This window comes from Pseudoflavonifractor sp. MCC625 (assembly GCF_018784545.1).
Taxonomy (GTDB): Bacteria; Bacillota; Clostridia; order Oscillospirales; family Oscillospiraceae; genus Pseudoflavonifractor_A; species Pseudoflavonifractor_A gallinarum.
Genome location: NZ_WQOJ01000010.1, coordinates 252,029 through 268,572 on the forward strand (window position 1 = coordinate 252,029; position 16,544 = coordinate 268,572).

A 16,544-nucleotide genomic window follows, 5' to 3' on the forward strand; every position below is an offset into this window, starting at 1 on the left:
AATGAACATGTAACGCCATAGATCTCAGGAAGAAAGGAGGAGAAGGCAGAACGGTCGAGCAGAAGGTTTGGCCCGGCCGCCCCGTGCGGCCCTGTATGTTAGGAAGGATGAAAAAACAATGCGGAAAAAGCGATTCCGTCGGGTCCTGTCAAGTTTGGCCGCGCTGGCCATGCTCCTGACCCTGCTGCCCACCGCGGCCCTTGCCGCCGGGGAAGCAGAGACATACCAGAAGATCAACACAGAAGAAGCATTCACCACCGGAACGTACCTTATGGTCCTAGACAGCGGCTATGCCGTAGGGGCCCTGGATGGCACCTGGCTGAGCGCTGTGGAACAGACCAATACAGAGGAAACGATCCTTGATCCCGCCGTGGATTTGAGATGGAATATCTCCGTGACGGAGGACGGCGCGGTGCTTACCGACAACAATGGTGTGACGGTGGCACCCAAAGGCGGGAACGAAAACGGCATTTCGGCCGGAGACTACACATGGGCCTTCACCTTTGCGGATGGTACCTTCCGCTTTGCCGGGGTGGGCGAGGACACTGTGACGCTGGCCAGCAACAAGAGTGCTGGAAGCAAGTTCCGGGCCTACAAAAATGCGACCATCGCCGATAATCCCAATGGCTATCCCTGTGACTTTACCCTCTACAAGCTGGAGGGCGAGGGCGGCGGAGAAGTAACGCCCCCCGATCCGGAGGAGCCCGAGACCATCTCCATCGCGGAGGCTCTGGCCGCCGGGTTAGACACTGCGGATCTGACCGTCAAGGGTGTGGTCACCCTGCTGGACGGGAAGAACGTCTATCTCCAGGACGAGACGGGCGCGATCTGCGCCCGTATGAGCAATAACTTCGAGGACATCGCCCTGGGCGACACGGTCATTGCCACCGGACAGAGGAAGGAATATAACGGCCTGCCTCAGCTGGACGGCTGCACCTATGAAAAATCCTCTGGGTTGACACTGGCTCCTGTGGTCAAGACCATCGGAGAACTGGCTGCCACCGATATCTGCACCTATGTGACCCTTCAGAACGTGACGGTCACGGAGATTTTTGACAACAATGGTCAGTATTCCAACCCCAATATCACTGTCACCGACGGCACCGATTCCATTCAGCTCTACAAGGCTGTGATCGGTGAAAAGGTAGAGGGTGCATGGCCCATCCAGGTGGGCGATGTGATCACCATCACTGCCGCGGTGAGCGCATTTAAGGATACCCTCCAGCTGCGCAACACAACCGCCGATGAGATTGTTCTGGGCGGTACCCCTGCCGGACCGATTGCAGATGGCGATCAAGTTGTGATTTATAACCCTAAGTATTCGAAAGCTCTCTCGGGCACTTACAATGGATACTATAACAACGGTACCGATGTGAACATGGCCGACGGCATTCTCCGGGGCTTCACCGAGGCCGACGTGTGGACGGTGGCCGATAACGGCGACGGCACCTGGTCCTTCTCCTATGATGGCAAGAACATCGGTATGGGAGATCAATTCTCCAGCATGCCCCTGGGGGAGAAGAACGACAAGTGGACGCTGGAGGAGGCAGGTGACGGCCTCTATTACATCAAGAACACCGTCCGCGGCGCCTATATGGAGTGGTACGCGGAGAAGAACAACTGGAGTTCCTATTACAAAATTGGAGCAGGTCAGGAGTCTCTCTTTGCCCTGGCCTTCTACAAGGTAACCGATATTCCCGGGCCTGAGCCGGGCGAGGGACTGCCCCAGGACGGCGACACCGTGGTGCTCTACAATGTGAGCGCCAAGGGCGTGCTGGCCGGACAGGACGACAACGCGGAGAGCCCCTCCATCACCAGCGCCTCGGCCGTGGCCGCCGACCCCATCACCGAGATTGGAAACGGCGCCCGGGTCTTTACCGTGGAGCAGAACGGCGCATATTACCGCTTCAAAACGGAGTATGACGGTTACCTCTGCTCCAACGGCACAGGCAACAATGCCTTCTATGCCAAGGAGCCTTCCGAGGAAGCCGACTGGACACTGGCGGAGTACAACGGCGGCTATACCCTGGAGAGCCGCACCGCCAAATTCAACGGGAAATATGCTCAGTTCCTGGAGTACTATGGCGGGACCTATAAGTCCTACAGCATGTACAACGTCACGGATAAGGATATTTATACCTTCCAGTTCTATCCGGTGTCCGCTGACGTGCAGGTCACAGACGGCGTAGTCAATGTGCCTGCGGTCCGCTTTGCCGACGGCGGCGACGCCTTTGTGGGGAAGGATTACACCGTTTCCTTTACCGTAGAGAGCGTGTTCGGCGTGAAGGAGATCTCCGCCCAGTACGGGGAGACCATTGCCGATCTTGCCTATGAGAACGGCACCTATTCTCTGGTCATTCCCGCTGACGTGCTGAAAGAGGGGACCATCGAGGTCTCTGTCCGGGGTACCGACAACAAGGATGTGGCCTTCTCCGGCGCCCTCTCGATTGCAGTGAAGGATGAGCCGGTCATCTCCGGCGTATTCCCCGCCGCCAACACCCAGACCGGCGAGGAGAAACGGCCGGAGATCGGGTTCACCTTTGCAAACGCCGGGGAGAACGCGAAGATCGTTATGACCATCAACGGCACTGCCGTCACCCCGACCGTGGAGAACGGCAAGGCCACCTATCTTCCCGCCGACGATCTGCCGGACGGACGGACCACGGTTGCCGTCACCCTCACCCGTGCGGATGGGAAGAGCACGAACCGGACCTGGAGCTTTACCATCGGCAAGGCCAATTATCAGCTCTACTTTGGCCAGCTCCACTCCCACACCACCTACTCCGATGGCTCCGGCTCGCTGGAGTCCGCCCTGGAGTATGTGAAGAATCTGCCCGAGAGCGCCAATGTGGACTTTGTGTCCTTTACGGACCACTCTAACTACTTTGACAAGTCCGGGGATGCCAACCCCGAGGCGGCGCTCTATGACATGAGTCAGGCCACAGCGTACAGCCAGGAGACCTGGGCCTCCTACAAGAACACCGTGGCCGACTTCAACGCCAGCCAGTCCGATATCGTGGCCATCGCCGGCTTTGAGATGACCTGGTCGGGCGGCCCGGGCCACATCAACACCTTCAATACCCCCGGTATCGTCTCCCGCAACAACACCACCCTCAACAACAAGACGGCCGACGCGGGCATGAAGGCCTACTATGCCCTCCTCAGCCAGGCCGAGGGCAACGGCTCCATCAGCCAGTTTAACCACCCCGGCTCCACCTTCGGCACCTTTGCCGATTTCGCCTACTATGACGCTCTGATCGACAGCCGGATGTTCCTGGTGGAAGTGGGCAACGGCGAGGGCGCCATCGGTGCGGGCGGCTACTATCCCAGCTATGAGTACTACATCATGGCGCTGGATAAGGGCTGGCACGTGGCCCCCACCAACAACCAGGATAACCACAAGGGCAAGTGGGGCAACGCCAACGACGCCCGGGACGTGATCCTGACCGATGACTTCTCGGAAGAGGGCCTCTATGAGGCGATCCGGAACTACCGGGTCTACGCTACCGAGGACAAGAACCTGGAGATCAACTATACCCTCAACGGCGAGATGCTGGGCACCATCATCGAGGATGTCCCGGAGATGGCCGACATCAACGTCACGCTCTACGATCCCGACGCCTCCGACTCCATCTCCAAGGTGGAAGTGGTGGTCAACTCGGGCGCAGTGGCCTACACTTGGGATGATCCCGCCCAGCTGGCCTCCGGAGAGCTGAGCTGCTCCATCCCGGCCAGTTACAGCTACTACTTTATCCGGGTCACCCAGGGTGACGGCGACATCGCCGTAACCGCCCCCGTGTGGGTGGGCGAGACCCTGAAGCTGGGCATCTCCTCGGTGGAGTGCGGCACCTCTACCCCCGTGACCGGGGAGGAGCTGACCCTCAGCACCACCCTCTTCAACAGCGAGCAGACCGATGCTACGGTCAAGTCCATCACCTACACCAGCGGCACCGAGGTCCTGGGGCAGCAGACCGGACTGGACACCCTGAAGGCCTCCTCCACGCTGAAGGTGGACTGGAAGTACACCCCTGAGACCGCCCGGGAGACTACCATCCGTGTGAGTGCCCTGCTGGAGCAGGGCGGGACCGAGTACACCTATACCATGGACATCACCCTGGACATCCAGGATGCCTCCCAGCTGGTGTACATCGGCATTGACGCCTCCCATGCCAACGAGTATGTGGCGGGCAACTACAAGGACTCCATGGGCAACTTCGGCAACCTGGCCGCCGGCTACTCGGTGCGCACGGTGCAGCTCAACACCAGCGCGGACCTGATCGCGGCCTGTGAAAATGCCGAGGGCAAGTACAAGGCCATCATCCTCACCGCGCCCTCCCGCCGGGACGGCAGCGCCCTGAGAGACCCCTACTATAACTACACCGACGCGGAGATCCAGGCACTCCAGACCTTCAACAGTGCCGGCGGCACACTGGTGCTGGCGGGCTGGTCGGACTACTATGAGAGCTACAAGAGTTTCCCCGCAGAGGACCATATGGCGGCCCAGCAGAACAAGGTACTGGCGGCGCTGGGTTCCTCCCTGCGGATCGGGGATGACGCCACCAACGACAAGGAGCTCAACGGCGGCCAGACCCAGCGGCTCTACTTCTCCACCTACAACTGGGACCACTTCCTCATGAAGGGCGTGGAATTTGACCCCGAGAATCCCAACAACAACCTCTACTCCCAGCTCTTCAGCCAGTACGGCGGCGCGTCCATCTATGTAGTGGACGAGGAGGGCGAGCCCACCGCGGTCCTGCCGGAGACGGTCTCCCCCGTGGTCTACGGCCACGCGTCCACCTACTCGGAGGACAGCGACAAGGACGGCCTGGGCGGCGACTCCATGCCCCAGTACACCGTGGCCGAGGGCGACGACCGCCTGATGGTGCTGGCCACCGAGCAGCTGCCCGGAAAGGGCCTCATCGTGGTCTCGGGTGCAGCGTTCATGTCCAACTTCGAGGTCCAGGCTCAGGTGGGCGACTCCGGCTCGGAGAAGAATTATTCCAACTACAACATCTGTGAGAATCTGGTGGGCTACCTCAATCCCATTACGGTCACCCCCATTGAGACGGTGCAGAAGCAGGAGCTGGAGGGAGTCAAGTACACCATCGAGGGTGTGGTCACCTCCAACGCCTCGGGCTATGACAAGAATACCGCCTTCTTTGACTGCATCTACCTCCAGGACGGCACGGCGGGCATCAACGCCTTCCCGGTGGCCGGCAACTTCAAGATCGGCGACAAGGTGCGCATCACCGGCACCACCTCCTCCTACCAGGGCGAGCGTCAGATCGCGGTCAAGACCATTGAGAAGATCGGCGAGGAAGCCGCGCCAGCCCCCAAGGCCATCACGGCAAAACAGCTCAACGACGGCTCCGTCCTGGGCAGCCTGGTGACCCTGAAGGGTACCGTGGTCTCCTTTGAGAAGGCCAACGGGCTGATCCAGACCATTCTGGTCCGCGACAGCGCCGGCACCATCGGCCGGGTGTTTATCGACGGCTATATCACCACGGATAAGGATGTACAGAACCTGAGTGTGGGGTGCAATATCTCGGCCACAGGTCTGGCGTCCTACGACAACACCTTCAACGCGCCGGACGGTCCCTTCCCGCGCATCCGCATCCGGGACCGGGCCGACATCGTCTGCACAGCGCCCAGCGGCGGTGATGACGACGATGATAATGACAGCACCACCAGCATCAAGGATCCCGAGACCCCGCTGGGCCCCGGCGTATTCACCGATCTGGACGAGAAGGCATGGTACTATGACGATGTCTCCGCCGTCCTCAAGAGCGGTCTGATGGTGGGTGTCTCCGCCGACCGGTTCGCGCCGGAGGAGACGGTGAGCCGGGCCATGGTGGCCACGGTCCTCTACCGCCTGTCCGGTTCCCAGGACAACCGCTTCCCCACCTTCCTGGATGTGCCGAGGGACGCCTGGTACCGCAAGGCGGTGGGCTGGGCCAGTGCCAACGGCGTGGTCTACGGATACAGCGCCGAACGCTTCGGACCCGAGGATCCGGTGACCCGGGAGCAGCTGGCGGTCATGCTGTACCGCTATCAGCAGTACATGAAGCGGGATACCAGCCAGCGGGGCGATCTCTCCGCCTTTGCTGATGAGGCACAGGTGGGCGCCTATGCCCGCGAGGCCATGGAGTGGGCCGTGGGCGAGGGCTTGATCCAGGGCCGGACCGGCGGAGTTCTGGCGCCGCTGGGCGCTACCAGCCGGGCGGAGCTGTGCTCCATCCTGGTCCGCTTCCAGGCGCTCAAGGATTGATGTATCTCCCCATTTTTCGGAAACAGCCATAACACAGGGCGCCGCCTGCCGGGTGCGGGCGGCGCCCGCTGACTTTTACCAGAGAGGATGACCGCTATGGGCCGCTGCAAACCATCTCCATCTCCATCTCTTTCCCGCCTCAAAGAGGGCCTGTGCTCACCCCGGCGTCTGGCCGGACTGGCCATGGGAGCGGGGCTGTTCCTGCTGCTGGTGGTCGGAGCCATTCTGCTCCGACCGGCGGACGGGGAACTCACCGCCGCGCAGAAGCGCCAGTTTGCCGTGGCTCGGGTCACCGATATCCTGGCGGACGACGCTAAGCCAGAGCCCTGGAGCGAAGGGCTGAGACTGGGCGCCCAGCTGCTGGAGGTGGAGCTGCTCAGCGGTCCCTATCGGGGCAGAATCCTGGAGACCCCCAACTACCTCAGCGCCTATGCCAATGTGGACTGCTCCGTGGGGACAAGGGTCATTGTCCGGCTGGACTATGACGACGCGGGAGAGCCCTATATCGTGTCGGTTCCCAACTACGACCGGGGGATCGTGCTGCTGGGAATGGTGGGGGTGTTCGCCCTGCTCCTCCTGCTGCTGGGCGGAAAAAAGGGGCTCATGGCCCTGCTGGGGCTTGCCTATACGCTGGCAGGGATCTGGTTTCTGCTTATCCCTGCCATTTTGCGGGGGCTGCCCTCCATCCCCTGTGCAGTGGCGGTGTGTGCCCTCACGGCGGTGGCCTCGCTGCTGATGCTGACGGGGTGCTCCCGCAAGACCCTGTGCGCCGCTCTGGGATGTGTATGCGGCGTGGCCGCCGCAGGGCTGTTTGCCTGGGCGGTGGGGAAGATCACACCCATCGGCGGGTTCAACATGGCCGAGGCGGAGGATCTGGTACTGCGGGCCTATGACGCCGATTTGGAGATCCGGGGCCTTCTGATCAGCGGGATCCTCATCGCCGCACTGGGGGCGGTCATGGATGTGGCCATGTCCATCTCCTCGGCCTGCTGGGAGCTGCGGGAGGTGGACCCGAAGATCTCGTCCGGGCGGCTCTTCCGCTCCGGTATGAACATCGGGCGGGACGCCATGGGGACCATGGCCAACACCCTGATCCTGGCCTTCGCCGGGGCGTCGCTGAACACGCTGCTGCTGTTCCAGGTCTACGGCTATCCACTCATCCAGATCCTCAACAGCGACAGTATGGCGGTGGAGCTCATCCAGAGTGTGGCGGGTTCCGTGGGAATCCTGCTTACCGTGCCGCTGGTGGCCCTCTTCAGTGCCAGGCTCATGCGGGGCAGCGGAGACACGGAGAAAAAGAGTGGGAATCTTTTGAAAAGACGGGTATAAACGCCAGCGCCCCGGGCCACAATAGGCTCGGAGGTGCTAAACATGAAAGAACCATGGAAAGACCGCATCGGCGATTTTATGGCGGGAAAGGGCTTCTACATAGTCCTGTTCCTGTGCGTCGCCGCAATTGGAATCTCGGGCTATTATCTTCTTGCCAATCTGGATACTCCCAGCCAGGAGCTGGAAGTGGCCGGAAAGGTCCAGGTCACCGTCACGCCGCCCCCGGCGGAGCACTCGCTCTCGCCCCAAAAACCGGCAGTGAGCACCCGGCCTTCTCCGCAGTCCACGGCCAGACCCAGCGCCACACCGGCACCCACCCGGACACCTGCGCCCTCTGCCGCGCAGACAAAGACGGAGACATCCACCGCCTTTGTCTGGCCGGTGGAGGGAGAGACCATCCACCCGTACAGTGTGGAGACCCTGGTCTATGATCAGACGATGGGAGACTGGCGCACCCACGAGGGGGTGGATCTGGCCGCCCCGGTGGGGAGCACGGTGTGTGCCGCCGCCGCAGGAACGGTGGTATCGGTCCATCTGGATGACCTGATGGGGACCACCGTCACCGTGGAGCACGCGGATGGGCTGCGAAGCGTATACGCCAATCTGGCGGAAGAGACCGCCGTCACCGAGGGAGCCACCGTACAGGCGGGCGATCCCCTGGGCAGTGTGGGAGAGAGTGCTATCGCCGAAAGTGCGCTGGCCCCCCATCTCCACTTTGCCCTGTGGCAGGGGGATGCTCCGCTGGACCCCGGCGAGTACCTGCCCGCCTCCTGAGTAAGGGAGAGAACGAATCAGAGCGCAATCCAGCCCCGGAGTCCTCGGACTCCGGGGCTGGATTTTTGTATTGGGGAGAATTGCGGCAGAGAGGGCCATCGTGTATGATACAATAGCAAGGGAGAGCGCCCGGTGGAGGCCGACGACGGATTGGAGGCACTGGAGCGGATCTGGGACACCTTTTACCGGGTGGATGAGGCCCGCTCCGGCGGGGGTACGGGGCTGGGCCTGGCCATCGCAAAGAGCATCGTGGAACTGCACGGGGGGAGCTGCTCGGTGCGGAATACCGACTGGGGGGTGGAATTTCGCTTTACCCTGTGAGGGCGGCATAGGCGAGGACAGACACACATAGGATAGGCCCGTGGAGGTGATGCGTATGGCGCATAAACCGGAGCGGGGATGGGGCCGGGAGGTGGGAACGGCGGTTGGCCTATTGTGTGCGGCGGCGGCGCTGATGGCCTGTCCTGCCCAGGCCATGGAGGGTGCGCGCAGCGGACTGGCGCTGTGTGGGGAGGTCATTATCCCCTCGCTGTTTCCTTTTTTCATCCTCTCTTCTCTGGTGGTGGAGCTGGGACTGGCCGGTCAGCTGGGGCGGGCGCTGGAGCCGGTCATGGGGCCGCTCTTCGGCCTGAACGGCGCCTGTGCCTCCGCTGTGGCCCTGGGGCTGATTGGCGGATACCCGGTGGGAGCTAAGACGGCGCTGGGTCTCTACGAGAACGGGCTCTGTACCCGCCGGGAGGCGGAGCGGCTGCTGGCCTTCTGCAACAACTCCGGCCCGGCCTTTGTGCTGGGGGTAGTGGGGGCGGGGATCTTTTCCAGTGCCCGGGTGGGACTGCTCCTCTATGGGCTGCACATCCTCTCCGCGCTGTGCGTGGGGGCGGCCTTCCGGCTGGTGTGCGGCCGGGCGGACCAAAGGGGAGGGCATGCGGGACGGCGGCCGGTCTTTCAGGCCAGACACCTCACGGCCGCCTTTACGGAATCGGTCAAGCAATCCCTCCAGGCAATGCTGAATATCTGCGCCTTTGTGGTGTGCTTCAATGTGATTTTGCGTCTGCTCACTGTGACGGGGGTACTCACCGGAGCGGGACGGCTCCTCCGTGTGCTGCTGGGCCCCCTGGGGATGGACGGGGTGTGGGCCCAGCGCCTCCTGACCGGGGCGCTGGAGATCTCCTCCGGTGTGTGGACCCTCTCGGGCGGGGGAGCGGCGGGGCCGCGGATGGTGATGGCCTCCCTGATCCTGGGGTGGGCCGGGCTGTCGGTCCACTGTCAGGTCCTCTCCCTGTTGGGGGGGAGCGGCCTTTCCACCCGCCCCTATCTGCTGGGAAAAGGGCTGCACGCCCTGTGTGCGGCGGGCCTGACCGCGGCGGCAGTATCTTTGCTGCCGGTGGAGCAGCCAGCCTGGAGCGCGGTGACCGGAGGGGAAGCACTTCTCCTCTCCGTGGAGCCGGGAAGCCTCTGGATGTGCTCCATCGGGACGGCGGGAGGAATTTTTTTGCTTCTGCTCCTTCTGGGTGCCGGAAAGACGCGAAAAAAACCTGTTCACACCGGGGAAAGCGTGCTATAATATCCTAATAAGTCCATAGAAAAGCATTCGCCGCAGGATGGACTGTGCGAGAACACTGTGTACAAGAGACGGAAGTGAGGTCACACCATGCTATTCAAAAAAGAGATCGAGCCCCGCTGCGCCTACTGCGCCCGTGGGACCCAATTGGAGGAACATACCATCCTCTGTAAAAAGAAAGGCGTGGTGGAAGCGGGAGGACACTGCCGGTCGTTCCAGTATGATCCGCTCAAGCGGGTCCCGCCCCGTCCGGCCGTGCTGGACCTGAGCCGTCTGGACGACGAGGATTTCAGTCTGTAAACAGCAAGAGGGCAGACCATATGGTCTGCCCTCTTTCGTATCATCGGCGGTGCGGCATGCATCGTCTATTTGGCTTTGCAGAAATAGGCCAGCAGCTCCACGATCTCTTCCGTGGTCAGCTGGGCGCTGTTGAGGCACAGGTCATAGCTCTCCGGGTCGCCCCAGGTGCCTCCGGTATAATACTCCGAGTAGGACTTGCGCTGTTTGTCGGTTTTACGGACCAGTGCCGCGGCGGATTTTTCGTCAATCTGCTCCAGGGCACTCACCCGGCGGACCCGCTCCTCCCAGGGGGCGCAGATATAGACGCTCTTGTGGGGAATGCCGGCCTGCGTCAACACATAGTCGGCACACCGGCCCACCAGAAGGCAGTCCTCCGTGCGGGCCTTCTCCCGGATGACCTCACTCTGAAGCCAGAAGAGTGTATCGTTGGGGGAGGAGCCCCGGTTGACCGCGCCGTTGCCCTCATAGAGACTCTCGAAGAGCCAGGGACTGCTCTTGCGCTCATCGGCGTCCTCCAGTCGGGATACCCGGATCTGGCCGCGGGCGGCGGCCAACTCGATGAGCTCACGGTCATAAAATGCGATGCCCAGACGCTGGGCAAGACGGCGGCCGATTTCACGTCCGCCGCTCCCGAACTGACGGCTCAGACAGATAACGGTATGTTCCATACTCGGGACCTCCTTTCCGGCAGTGGGTGATTGGAACCGGGGAAATCGTTTCCCCTTTCTTATATTTTAGGTCGATTCGGAAACCCTGTCAACGGATTTCTGTACTTTGAAAGGCGGTTTTGGAGGGGAGAAACCGAGTACCCTCTTGAATTCCTACTATTTCTATCGTATAATCAAAACAAAACGAGGTGAGCAGCATTGAAAATTTCCACCAAGGGGCGCTATGCCCTGCGGGTCATGATCGATCTGGCCGTCCATCGGGATGAGGGGCTGATCCCGCTCCATGAGATCGCGGAGCGCCAGGATATTACCGTCAAATATCTGGAACAGATCATCTCTCTGCTGAGCCGGGCGGGCTTCCTTCAGAGCGTCCGAGGGAAAAGCGGGGGATACCGCCTGGTGCGGGAGCCCTGGGAATATACCATTGGGGACATCCTGCGGGCGACCGAGGGAAAGCTGGCCCCCACGGTCTGTCTGGAACTGGGACCGGATCTGTGCCAGCGGCACCAGGCCCATGGAGACTGTCCGGCCCGGGCCTTCTGGACGGAGTTCTACGATACGATCAATGACTTTCTGGACCGTAAGACCTTGCAGGATCTGCTCCCCAAGACGGGAGAATGACAGAGGTACTGTAAATTTTGACAGAAGTCCGCGTTTTGCGCTTGACAAAAAGAGCGGTCTTTATTATAATCATATTAAACCAATAGGAATTAAAGAAAAAAGAAAAATGACAGCCGAACAGGAGGTCTTTTCGTGTACGTATATGCAGACAATGCCGCCACAACTGCCATGAGCAAAACGGCGATTCGGGCTATGGAGCCCTATTATGATACGCTTTACGGCAATCCCTCCAGCCTGCACAGTGTGGGCCAGCGGGCCGCCGAAGCACTGGAGGCCGCCCGGGCCAAAGTAGCATCCTGCCTGGGTGCAAAGCCGGAGGAGATCTACTTCACCTCCGGTGGAAGCGAGGCCGACAACCAGGCCATCCGCTCCGCCGCGCTGGTAGGCGCCCGGAAGGGCAAGCGCCACATCATCTCCACCGCCTTTGAGCACCATGCCGTCCTCCACACCCTCAAAAAGCTGGAGCGGGAGGGCTTTGAGGTCACTCTGCTGGGTGTGGGGAGCCGGGGTCTGGTCAAGGTGGAGGATGTAGCCGCCGCGATCCGGGAGGATACTGCGCTGGTCACCATCATGTACGCCAACAATGAGGTGGGCACCATCCAGCCCATTGCCGAGATCGGCGCGCTGTGCCGGGAGAAGGGGGTTCCCTTCCATACTGACGCGGTCCAGGCGGTGGGACACCTTGCCATCGACGTGGAGCGGGACCAGATTGATATGCTCTCCCTCTCCGCCCACAAGTTCCACGGGCCCAAGGGTGTGGGTGCCCTCTACTGCCGGAAGGGACTTCCGCTGCTGCCCTTTATTGAGGGCGGCGCACAGGAGCGCAACCGCCGGGCCGGTACCGAGAACCTGGCCGGGATCGCGGGACTGGCCGCCGCGCTGGAAGAGGCCAATGTCAATCTGGAGCGCAATGCCGCCCACATCACCGCCCTGCGGGACAAGCTCATTGACGGGCTCTCGCAGATCCCCCACGCCCGGCTCAACGGAGACCGGGAGCACCGTCTTCCCGGCAATGTGAGCTTCTGCTTTGAGGGCATCGAGGGGGAGAGCCTGCTCCTCCTGCTGGATGCCAAGGGGGTGGCCGCATCCTCCGGATCGGCCTGCACTTCGGGCTCTCTGGATCCCAGCCACGTGCTGCTGGCTCTGGGACTGCCCCATGAGGTGGCCCACGGCTCCCTGCGCCTGTCCCTGTCTGAGTATAACACCATGGAGGAGATGGACCACATTCTCAAGGTCGTCCCCGAGGTGGTTTCCTATCTGCGCGACATCTCTCCCGTGTGGGAGGACCTGGAAAAAGGAGTGAAAGCACATGTTATATAGTGAAAAGGTGATGGATCATTTCCAGAATCCCCGGAACCTGGGCAAGATGGAAAACGCCGACGGGATCGGAGAAGTCGGCAACGCCAAGTGCGGCGACATCATGAAGATGTATATCAAGGTGGAGGACGGGATCATCACCGATGTGAAGTTCAACACCTTCGGCTGCGGCTCCGCCATTGCCACGAGCTCTATGGCCACGGAGCTGGTGAAGGGAAAGCCCATTACAGAGGCGGTGAAGCTCACCAACCAGGCGGTGGTGGAGGCTCTGGATGGACTGCCCACCCAGAAGATCCACTGTTCCGTCCTGGCAGAGGAGGCCATCAAGGCCGCGGTCAAGGACTACTACGACCGCAACGGCATCTGCTACGATGAGAAGGATCTGGCCCCGGCGCCCGAGTGCCCCTGCTGCCACGGCTGATACAACCCCACATATGCCTCCGCCCTCCTGCGGCGGAGTGCAGATATATCCCAACTCTCTCTCTTTAACTCAAAAGCCATCAGGCTCGGTATCTGCCGGGCCTGATGGCTTTTCTGCATTCGGGATTGGCGGAGGGACCGGGTATGTGCTATACTGAACTGGAATAGGGAACTTCCTGGTTGAGATTTTACAGAAGGAGGACATGGAGTATGCAGCGCAAGGATTCGCTCTACCAGAATTTTGTCCGCATTTTGGAGGAGGAGCTCCAGCCCGCGATGGGGTGCACTGAGCCCATTGCCCTGGCCTACGCAGCAGCCAAAGTACGGGAGGCGCTGGGAAAGCGGCCGGAGCGGATGAAAGTGGCGCTGAGCGGCAATCTGATGAAGAATGTGAAGAGCGTCATCGTGCCCAATACCGGCGGCCTCCGGGGAATCGAGACGTCGGTGGCGGCAGGTGCGGCGGCGGGCGCGGCCGAGCGGGAGCTGGAGGTCATCTCCACGGTGGATGAGGCAGGGCGGGAGGCCATTCGGGCCTTCCTGCGGGAGGTGCCAATCCAGGTGGAGCGGCTGGAGAGCCCGTCGGTACTGGACATGGAGCTCACCGCGTGTGCAGGAGATGATACGGCTCTCATCCGGATCACCGACCGACACACCAACATTGTCTCCCTTCAGCGCAACGGGGAGGAGCTGCCCCGGGCAGAGCAGGGGGAAGCGCGGGATACGCCGGCAGACAAGGCGGACCGCGGTCTGCTCAGCGTGGAGCGCATTGTGGAATTTGCCGATTGCCTGGACGTGGAGGATGTGCGGAGCGTCCTGGAGCGCCAGGTGTCCTATAACATGGCCATTGCCCAGGAGGGAATGGAGCACGAGTACGGCGCCGGCATCGGGCGCACCTTGCTGGAGGACGGCGGAAGCCTCAAAAACAAGGTGAAGTCCATGGCGGCCGCTGGATCGGACGCCCGTATGAGTGGGTGCGAGCTGCCAGTGGTCATCAATTCCGGCAGCGGGAACCAGGGGATCACAGCCTCAGTGCCTGTGGTGGTCTGGGCCCGGGAAAAGGGATACGACGAGGAGCGGATGTACCGGGCGCTGGCAGTCTCCAATCTGCTGGCCATCCACCAGAAGGCCTACATTGGTGTGCTCTCGGCCTACTGCGGAGCGGTGAGCGCCGGGAGTGCGTCGGCCGCCGGAATTGCCTACCTGGAGGGGGGCGGCTATGACGCGGTGGCCCACACGATGGTCAACGCCCTGGCCATCACCTCGGGGGTCATCTGTGATGGAGCCAAAGCCTCCTGCGCCGGAAAGATCGCCGTGGCGGTGGAGAGCGGTATCCTTGGCTACCAGATGTACCGGCAGGGCCACCAGTTCTGGGGCGGAGACGGGATCGTCAGCAAGGGCGTGGACCAGACCATCCGGAACGTGGGCGAATTGGCCCGGGACGGTATGAAGGAGACCGACCGGAAGATCGTGGAGCTGATGCTGGACAACCTCTCCTCCGCGCCTGGAGCGGTCGAGACGGGAAACTGCTGAACAAGAAAGAGGACCTGCTTCTCAGAAGCAGGTCCTCTTTTTGCACCAAAGAGAGCTTGGCAAGTGGGATTATCCCCGATAGCCCAGCACACGGGAGATATTGGCGGCCGTGCGCTTGACCTCTTTGATCATCTCTTCCTGATCGGCCGACATGCGGTAGTCCGGGCCGGAGACCGACACCGAGGCGATCACCCGGCGGCTCAGATCATAGATGGGAGCGCCGATGCAGATCAGGCCGCTTTCGATCTCGCCGTTGTCCATGGCATATCCTTCAATCCGGACCCGCGCCAGCTCCTCCCGCAGGCGGTCGGGATCGATGATGGTGCGCTCGGTGAGGGGGGCGCACTGCTTGAGCCACTCGCAGTAATCGTCAATATAGGCTTCGCTCTGGTCGGCCAGAATGATCTTGCCGGCACTGGTAGCATAGGCCGGGACCCGGGAACCGATCTTTGTATTACAGACAATGGAGCGGTGGGTCTCCACCTTGTCGAGATAGAAGATATCCCGGTCCAAAAGCACGCTGAGATTGATGGTCTCCTTCACCGCGTTGGAGAGCTGCTCCAGCTCGGGGCGGGCCACCCGGCGGAGATCGGACTGACCCAGGATCACGCTGGAGAGCAGGATCAGGCGGGGCCCCACGCGGTAGCTCTTGCGTACCGGGTCCTGCTCCAGATATTGCCGCTCAACCAGCGTGGAGACCTGCCGGAATACCGTGGTGGTGGGGATCCCCAGATGATCCACCAGAGCCTTCAGCGTCCATTCCGTCTCTCCGTCCATAAAACATTCCAGGATCTGTAATGCACGCAGAATACTGGAAACCTGTTCTTTCGCCATATGTCATCGACCTTTCGTCCATATTTTCTACATATAAAAATCGAGGATTCAACTTGACAAAGCCCCGAAAATTGTCTATGATTAGCATATCACAATCCGTCTGATTTGTGAATCTTTTTCTGACAGATTTTCGGAATCTTTTTCCGGTATAAGGAATTGGAGGGAAAATGGTCAGAAAAGCGGCCTGATTTCTGCGGAGAACAGACCAGGCGCTGCGCCGATGACAGAAAAGGAGGGTGGAGAATGGCTGAGAACGTGATGAAACTCGATCACGTACAGGTCATGGAAATTATTCCTCACCGCGACCCCATGCTGCTCATTGATGAGGTGAGTGAGCTGGAGCCCGGCAAGCGTATTGTTGCTACCTTCTGGGTGGATCCTGCCCGCGATTTATTTCGGGGTCATTTCCCAGGCGATCCAGTGCTGCCCGGTGTTTACACTGTGGAGGCCACTGCTCAGGCCACGGACCTGATCCTGATGACCAAACCCTGCTATGCCGGCAAGACCCCCCTGTTTCTTGGCATAAACAATGTGAAGTTCCGTAAAAAGATCCTCCCCGGCGATACCCTGGAGATCCACGCGGAGCTGCTCAGCGAACGCATGGAAAAGGCAATTGCCACGTGCCGGTGTCAGGTATTCACCGCTGGAGAGCTGGCGGCGGAGACTGAAGTCACCATTGCGATGCGCTGAGGCGCTGCGCAAACCTTGGAATGGAGTGCCTGTCCCCGAGACCCCTCGTGCAGGCGCTCCATTTCGCCCATGATCCAAATTCGGAATGAGATTCCATTTTTGGCTTTTTATACCTTCCCTTTGACCTGTATATTTTAAAGGAGGAAATCTGCATGATGACATCCCAGGAGTACATCGAGAGCCTGCGGAAGCTGAAGACGCGGGTGTACATGTTCGGGGAGCAGATCGAGAA

At 60.9% G+C, this 16,544-nt stretch carries 13 protein-coding genes; 11 read left to right on the forward strand and 2 right to left on the reverse strand.

Translation table 11 applies throughout. The annotated features are described in order from the left end of the window. The first annotated feature begins 118 nt into the window (after nucleotides 1-118). The 6 genes from GPK94_RS04095 to GPK94_RS04120 all read left to right on the forward strand — a co-directional run bounded on the left by GPK94_RS04095 (nucleotide 119) and on the right by GPK94_RS04120 (nucleotide 10,232). Nucleotides 119-6,268, forward strand: a complete 6,150-nt coding sequence (locus GPK94_RS04095; RefSeq protein ID WP_215654637.1) for an S-layer homology domain-containing protein — start codon at nucleotides 119-121, stop codon at nucleotides 6,266-6,268. 96 nt (nucleotides 6,269-6,364) lie between these two features. Beyond that, nucleotides 6,365-7,597 carry a YibE/F family protein gene (locus GPK94_RS04100; protein WP_252192506.1) on the forward strand — a complete coding sequence of 411 codons (1,233 nt, stop codon included), beginning with the start codon at nucleotides 6,365-6,367 and terminating at the stop codon, nucleotides 7,595-7,597. A 42-nt stretch (nucleotides 7,598-7,639) separates the two neighbouring features. Next, nucleotides 7,640-8,371, forward strand: coding sequence for a M23 family metallopeptidase (locus tag GPK94_RS04105; protein WP_215654639.1), 732 nt, complete (start codon nucleotides 7,640-7,642; stop codon nucleotides 8,369-8,371). Between the two features lie 132 nt (nucleotides 8,372-8,503). Beyond that, a complete protein-coding gene (locus tag GPK94_RS04110; RefSeq protein ID WP_215654641.1) occupies nucleotides 8,504-8,692 on the forward strand; it encodes a sensor histidine kinase in 189 nt (62 codons plus the stop codon). A 55-nt stretch (nucleotides 8,693-8,747) separates the two neighbouring features. Beyond that, nucleotides 8,748-9,935 carry a nucleoside recognition domain-containing protein gene (locus tag GPK94_RS04115; RefSeq protein ID WP_215654643.1) on the forward strand — a complete coding sequence of 396 codons (1,188 nt, stop codon included), beginning with the start codon at nucleotides 8,748-8,750 and terminating at the stop codon, nucleotides 9,933-9,935. An 87-nt stretch (nucleotides 9,936-10,022) separates the two neighbouring features. Next, complete coding sequence (locus GPK94_RS04120; RefSeq protein ID WP_101692079.1) at nucleotides 10,023-10,232, forward strand: hypothetical protein; 210 nt, start codon at nucleotides 10,023-10,025, stop codon at nucleotides 10,230-10,232. Between the two features lie 65 nt (nucleotides 10,233-10,297). Here the strand turns inward: GPK94_RS04120 and GPK94_RS04125 are convergent, their stop codons facing one another. Next, complete coding sequence (locus GPK94_RS04125; protein ID WP_101692078.1) at nucleotides 10,298-10,900, reverse strand: cytidylate kinase-like family protein; 603 nt, start codon at nucleotides 10,898-10,900, stop codon at nucleotides 10,298-10,300. Nucleotides 10,901-11,098: 198 nt separating this feature from the next. Here GPK94_RS04125 and GPK94_RS04130 point away from each other — a divergent pair, with 198 nt between their 5' ends. The 4 genes from GPK94_RS04130 to GPK94_RS04145 all read left to right on the forward strand — a co-directional run bounded on the left by GPK94_RS04130 (nucleotide 11,099) and on the right by GPK94_RS04145 (nucleotide 14,788). Further along, nucleotides 11,099-11,521, forward strand: coding sequence for an Rrf2 family transcriptional regulator (locus GPK94_RS04130; RefSeq protein WP_193538759.1), 423 nt, complete (start codon nucleotides 11,099-11,101; stop codon nucleotides 11,519-11,521). 132 nt (nucleotides 11,522-11,653) lie between these two features. After that, on the forward strand, nucleotides 11,654-12,841 hold the full coding sequence (gene nifS / locus GPK94_RS04135) for a cysteine desulfurase NifS (protein ID WP_215654645.1): 1,188 nt from the start codon (nucleotides 11,654-11,656) through the stop codon (nucleotides 12,839-12,841). Next, nucleotides 12,831-13,259 carry a Fe-S cluster assembly scaffold protein NifU gene (nifU, locus tag GPK94_RS04140; RefSeq protein ID WP_101692075.1) on the forward strand — a complete coding sequence of 143 codons (429 nt, stop codon included), beginning with the start codon at nucleotides 12,831-12,833 and terminating at the stop codon, nucleotides 13,257-13,259. Before nifS ends, nifU begins: the two co-directional genes overlap by 11 nt. A 209-nt stretch (nucleotides 13,260-13,468) precedes the next feature. Continuing rightward, a complete protein-coding gene (locus GPK94_RS04145; protein WP_215654647.1) occupies nucleotides 13,469-14,788 on the forward strand; it encodes an L-serine ammonia-lyase, iron-sulfur-dependent, subunit alpha in 1,320 nt (439 codons plus the stop codon). 69 nt (nucleotides 14,789-14,857) lie between these two features. Here GPK94_RS04145 and GPK94_RS04150 read toward each other — a convergent pair whose 3' ends face one another. Continuing rightward, complete coding sequence (locus tag GPK94_RS04150; protein WP_101692073.1) at nucleotides 14,858-15,622, reverse strand: IclR family transcriptional regulator; 765 nt, start codon at nucleotides 15,620-15,622, stop codon at nucleotides 14,858-14,860. Between the two features lie 243 nt (nucleotides 15,623-15,865). On the opposite strand from GPK94_RS04150, the gene fabZ reads away from it, so the two are divergent. Then, complete coding sequence (gene fabZ / locus GPK94_RS04155) at nucleotides 15,866-16,312, forward strand: 3-hydroxyacyl-ACP dehydratase FabZ (RefSeq protein WP_235964341.1); 447 nt, start codon at nucleotides 15,866-15,868, stop codon at nucleotides 16,310-16,312. The last annotated feature ends 232 nt before the right edge of the window (nucleotides 16,313-16,544 follow it).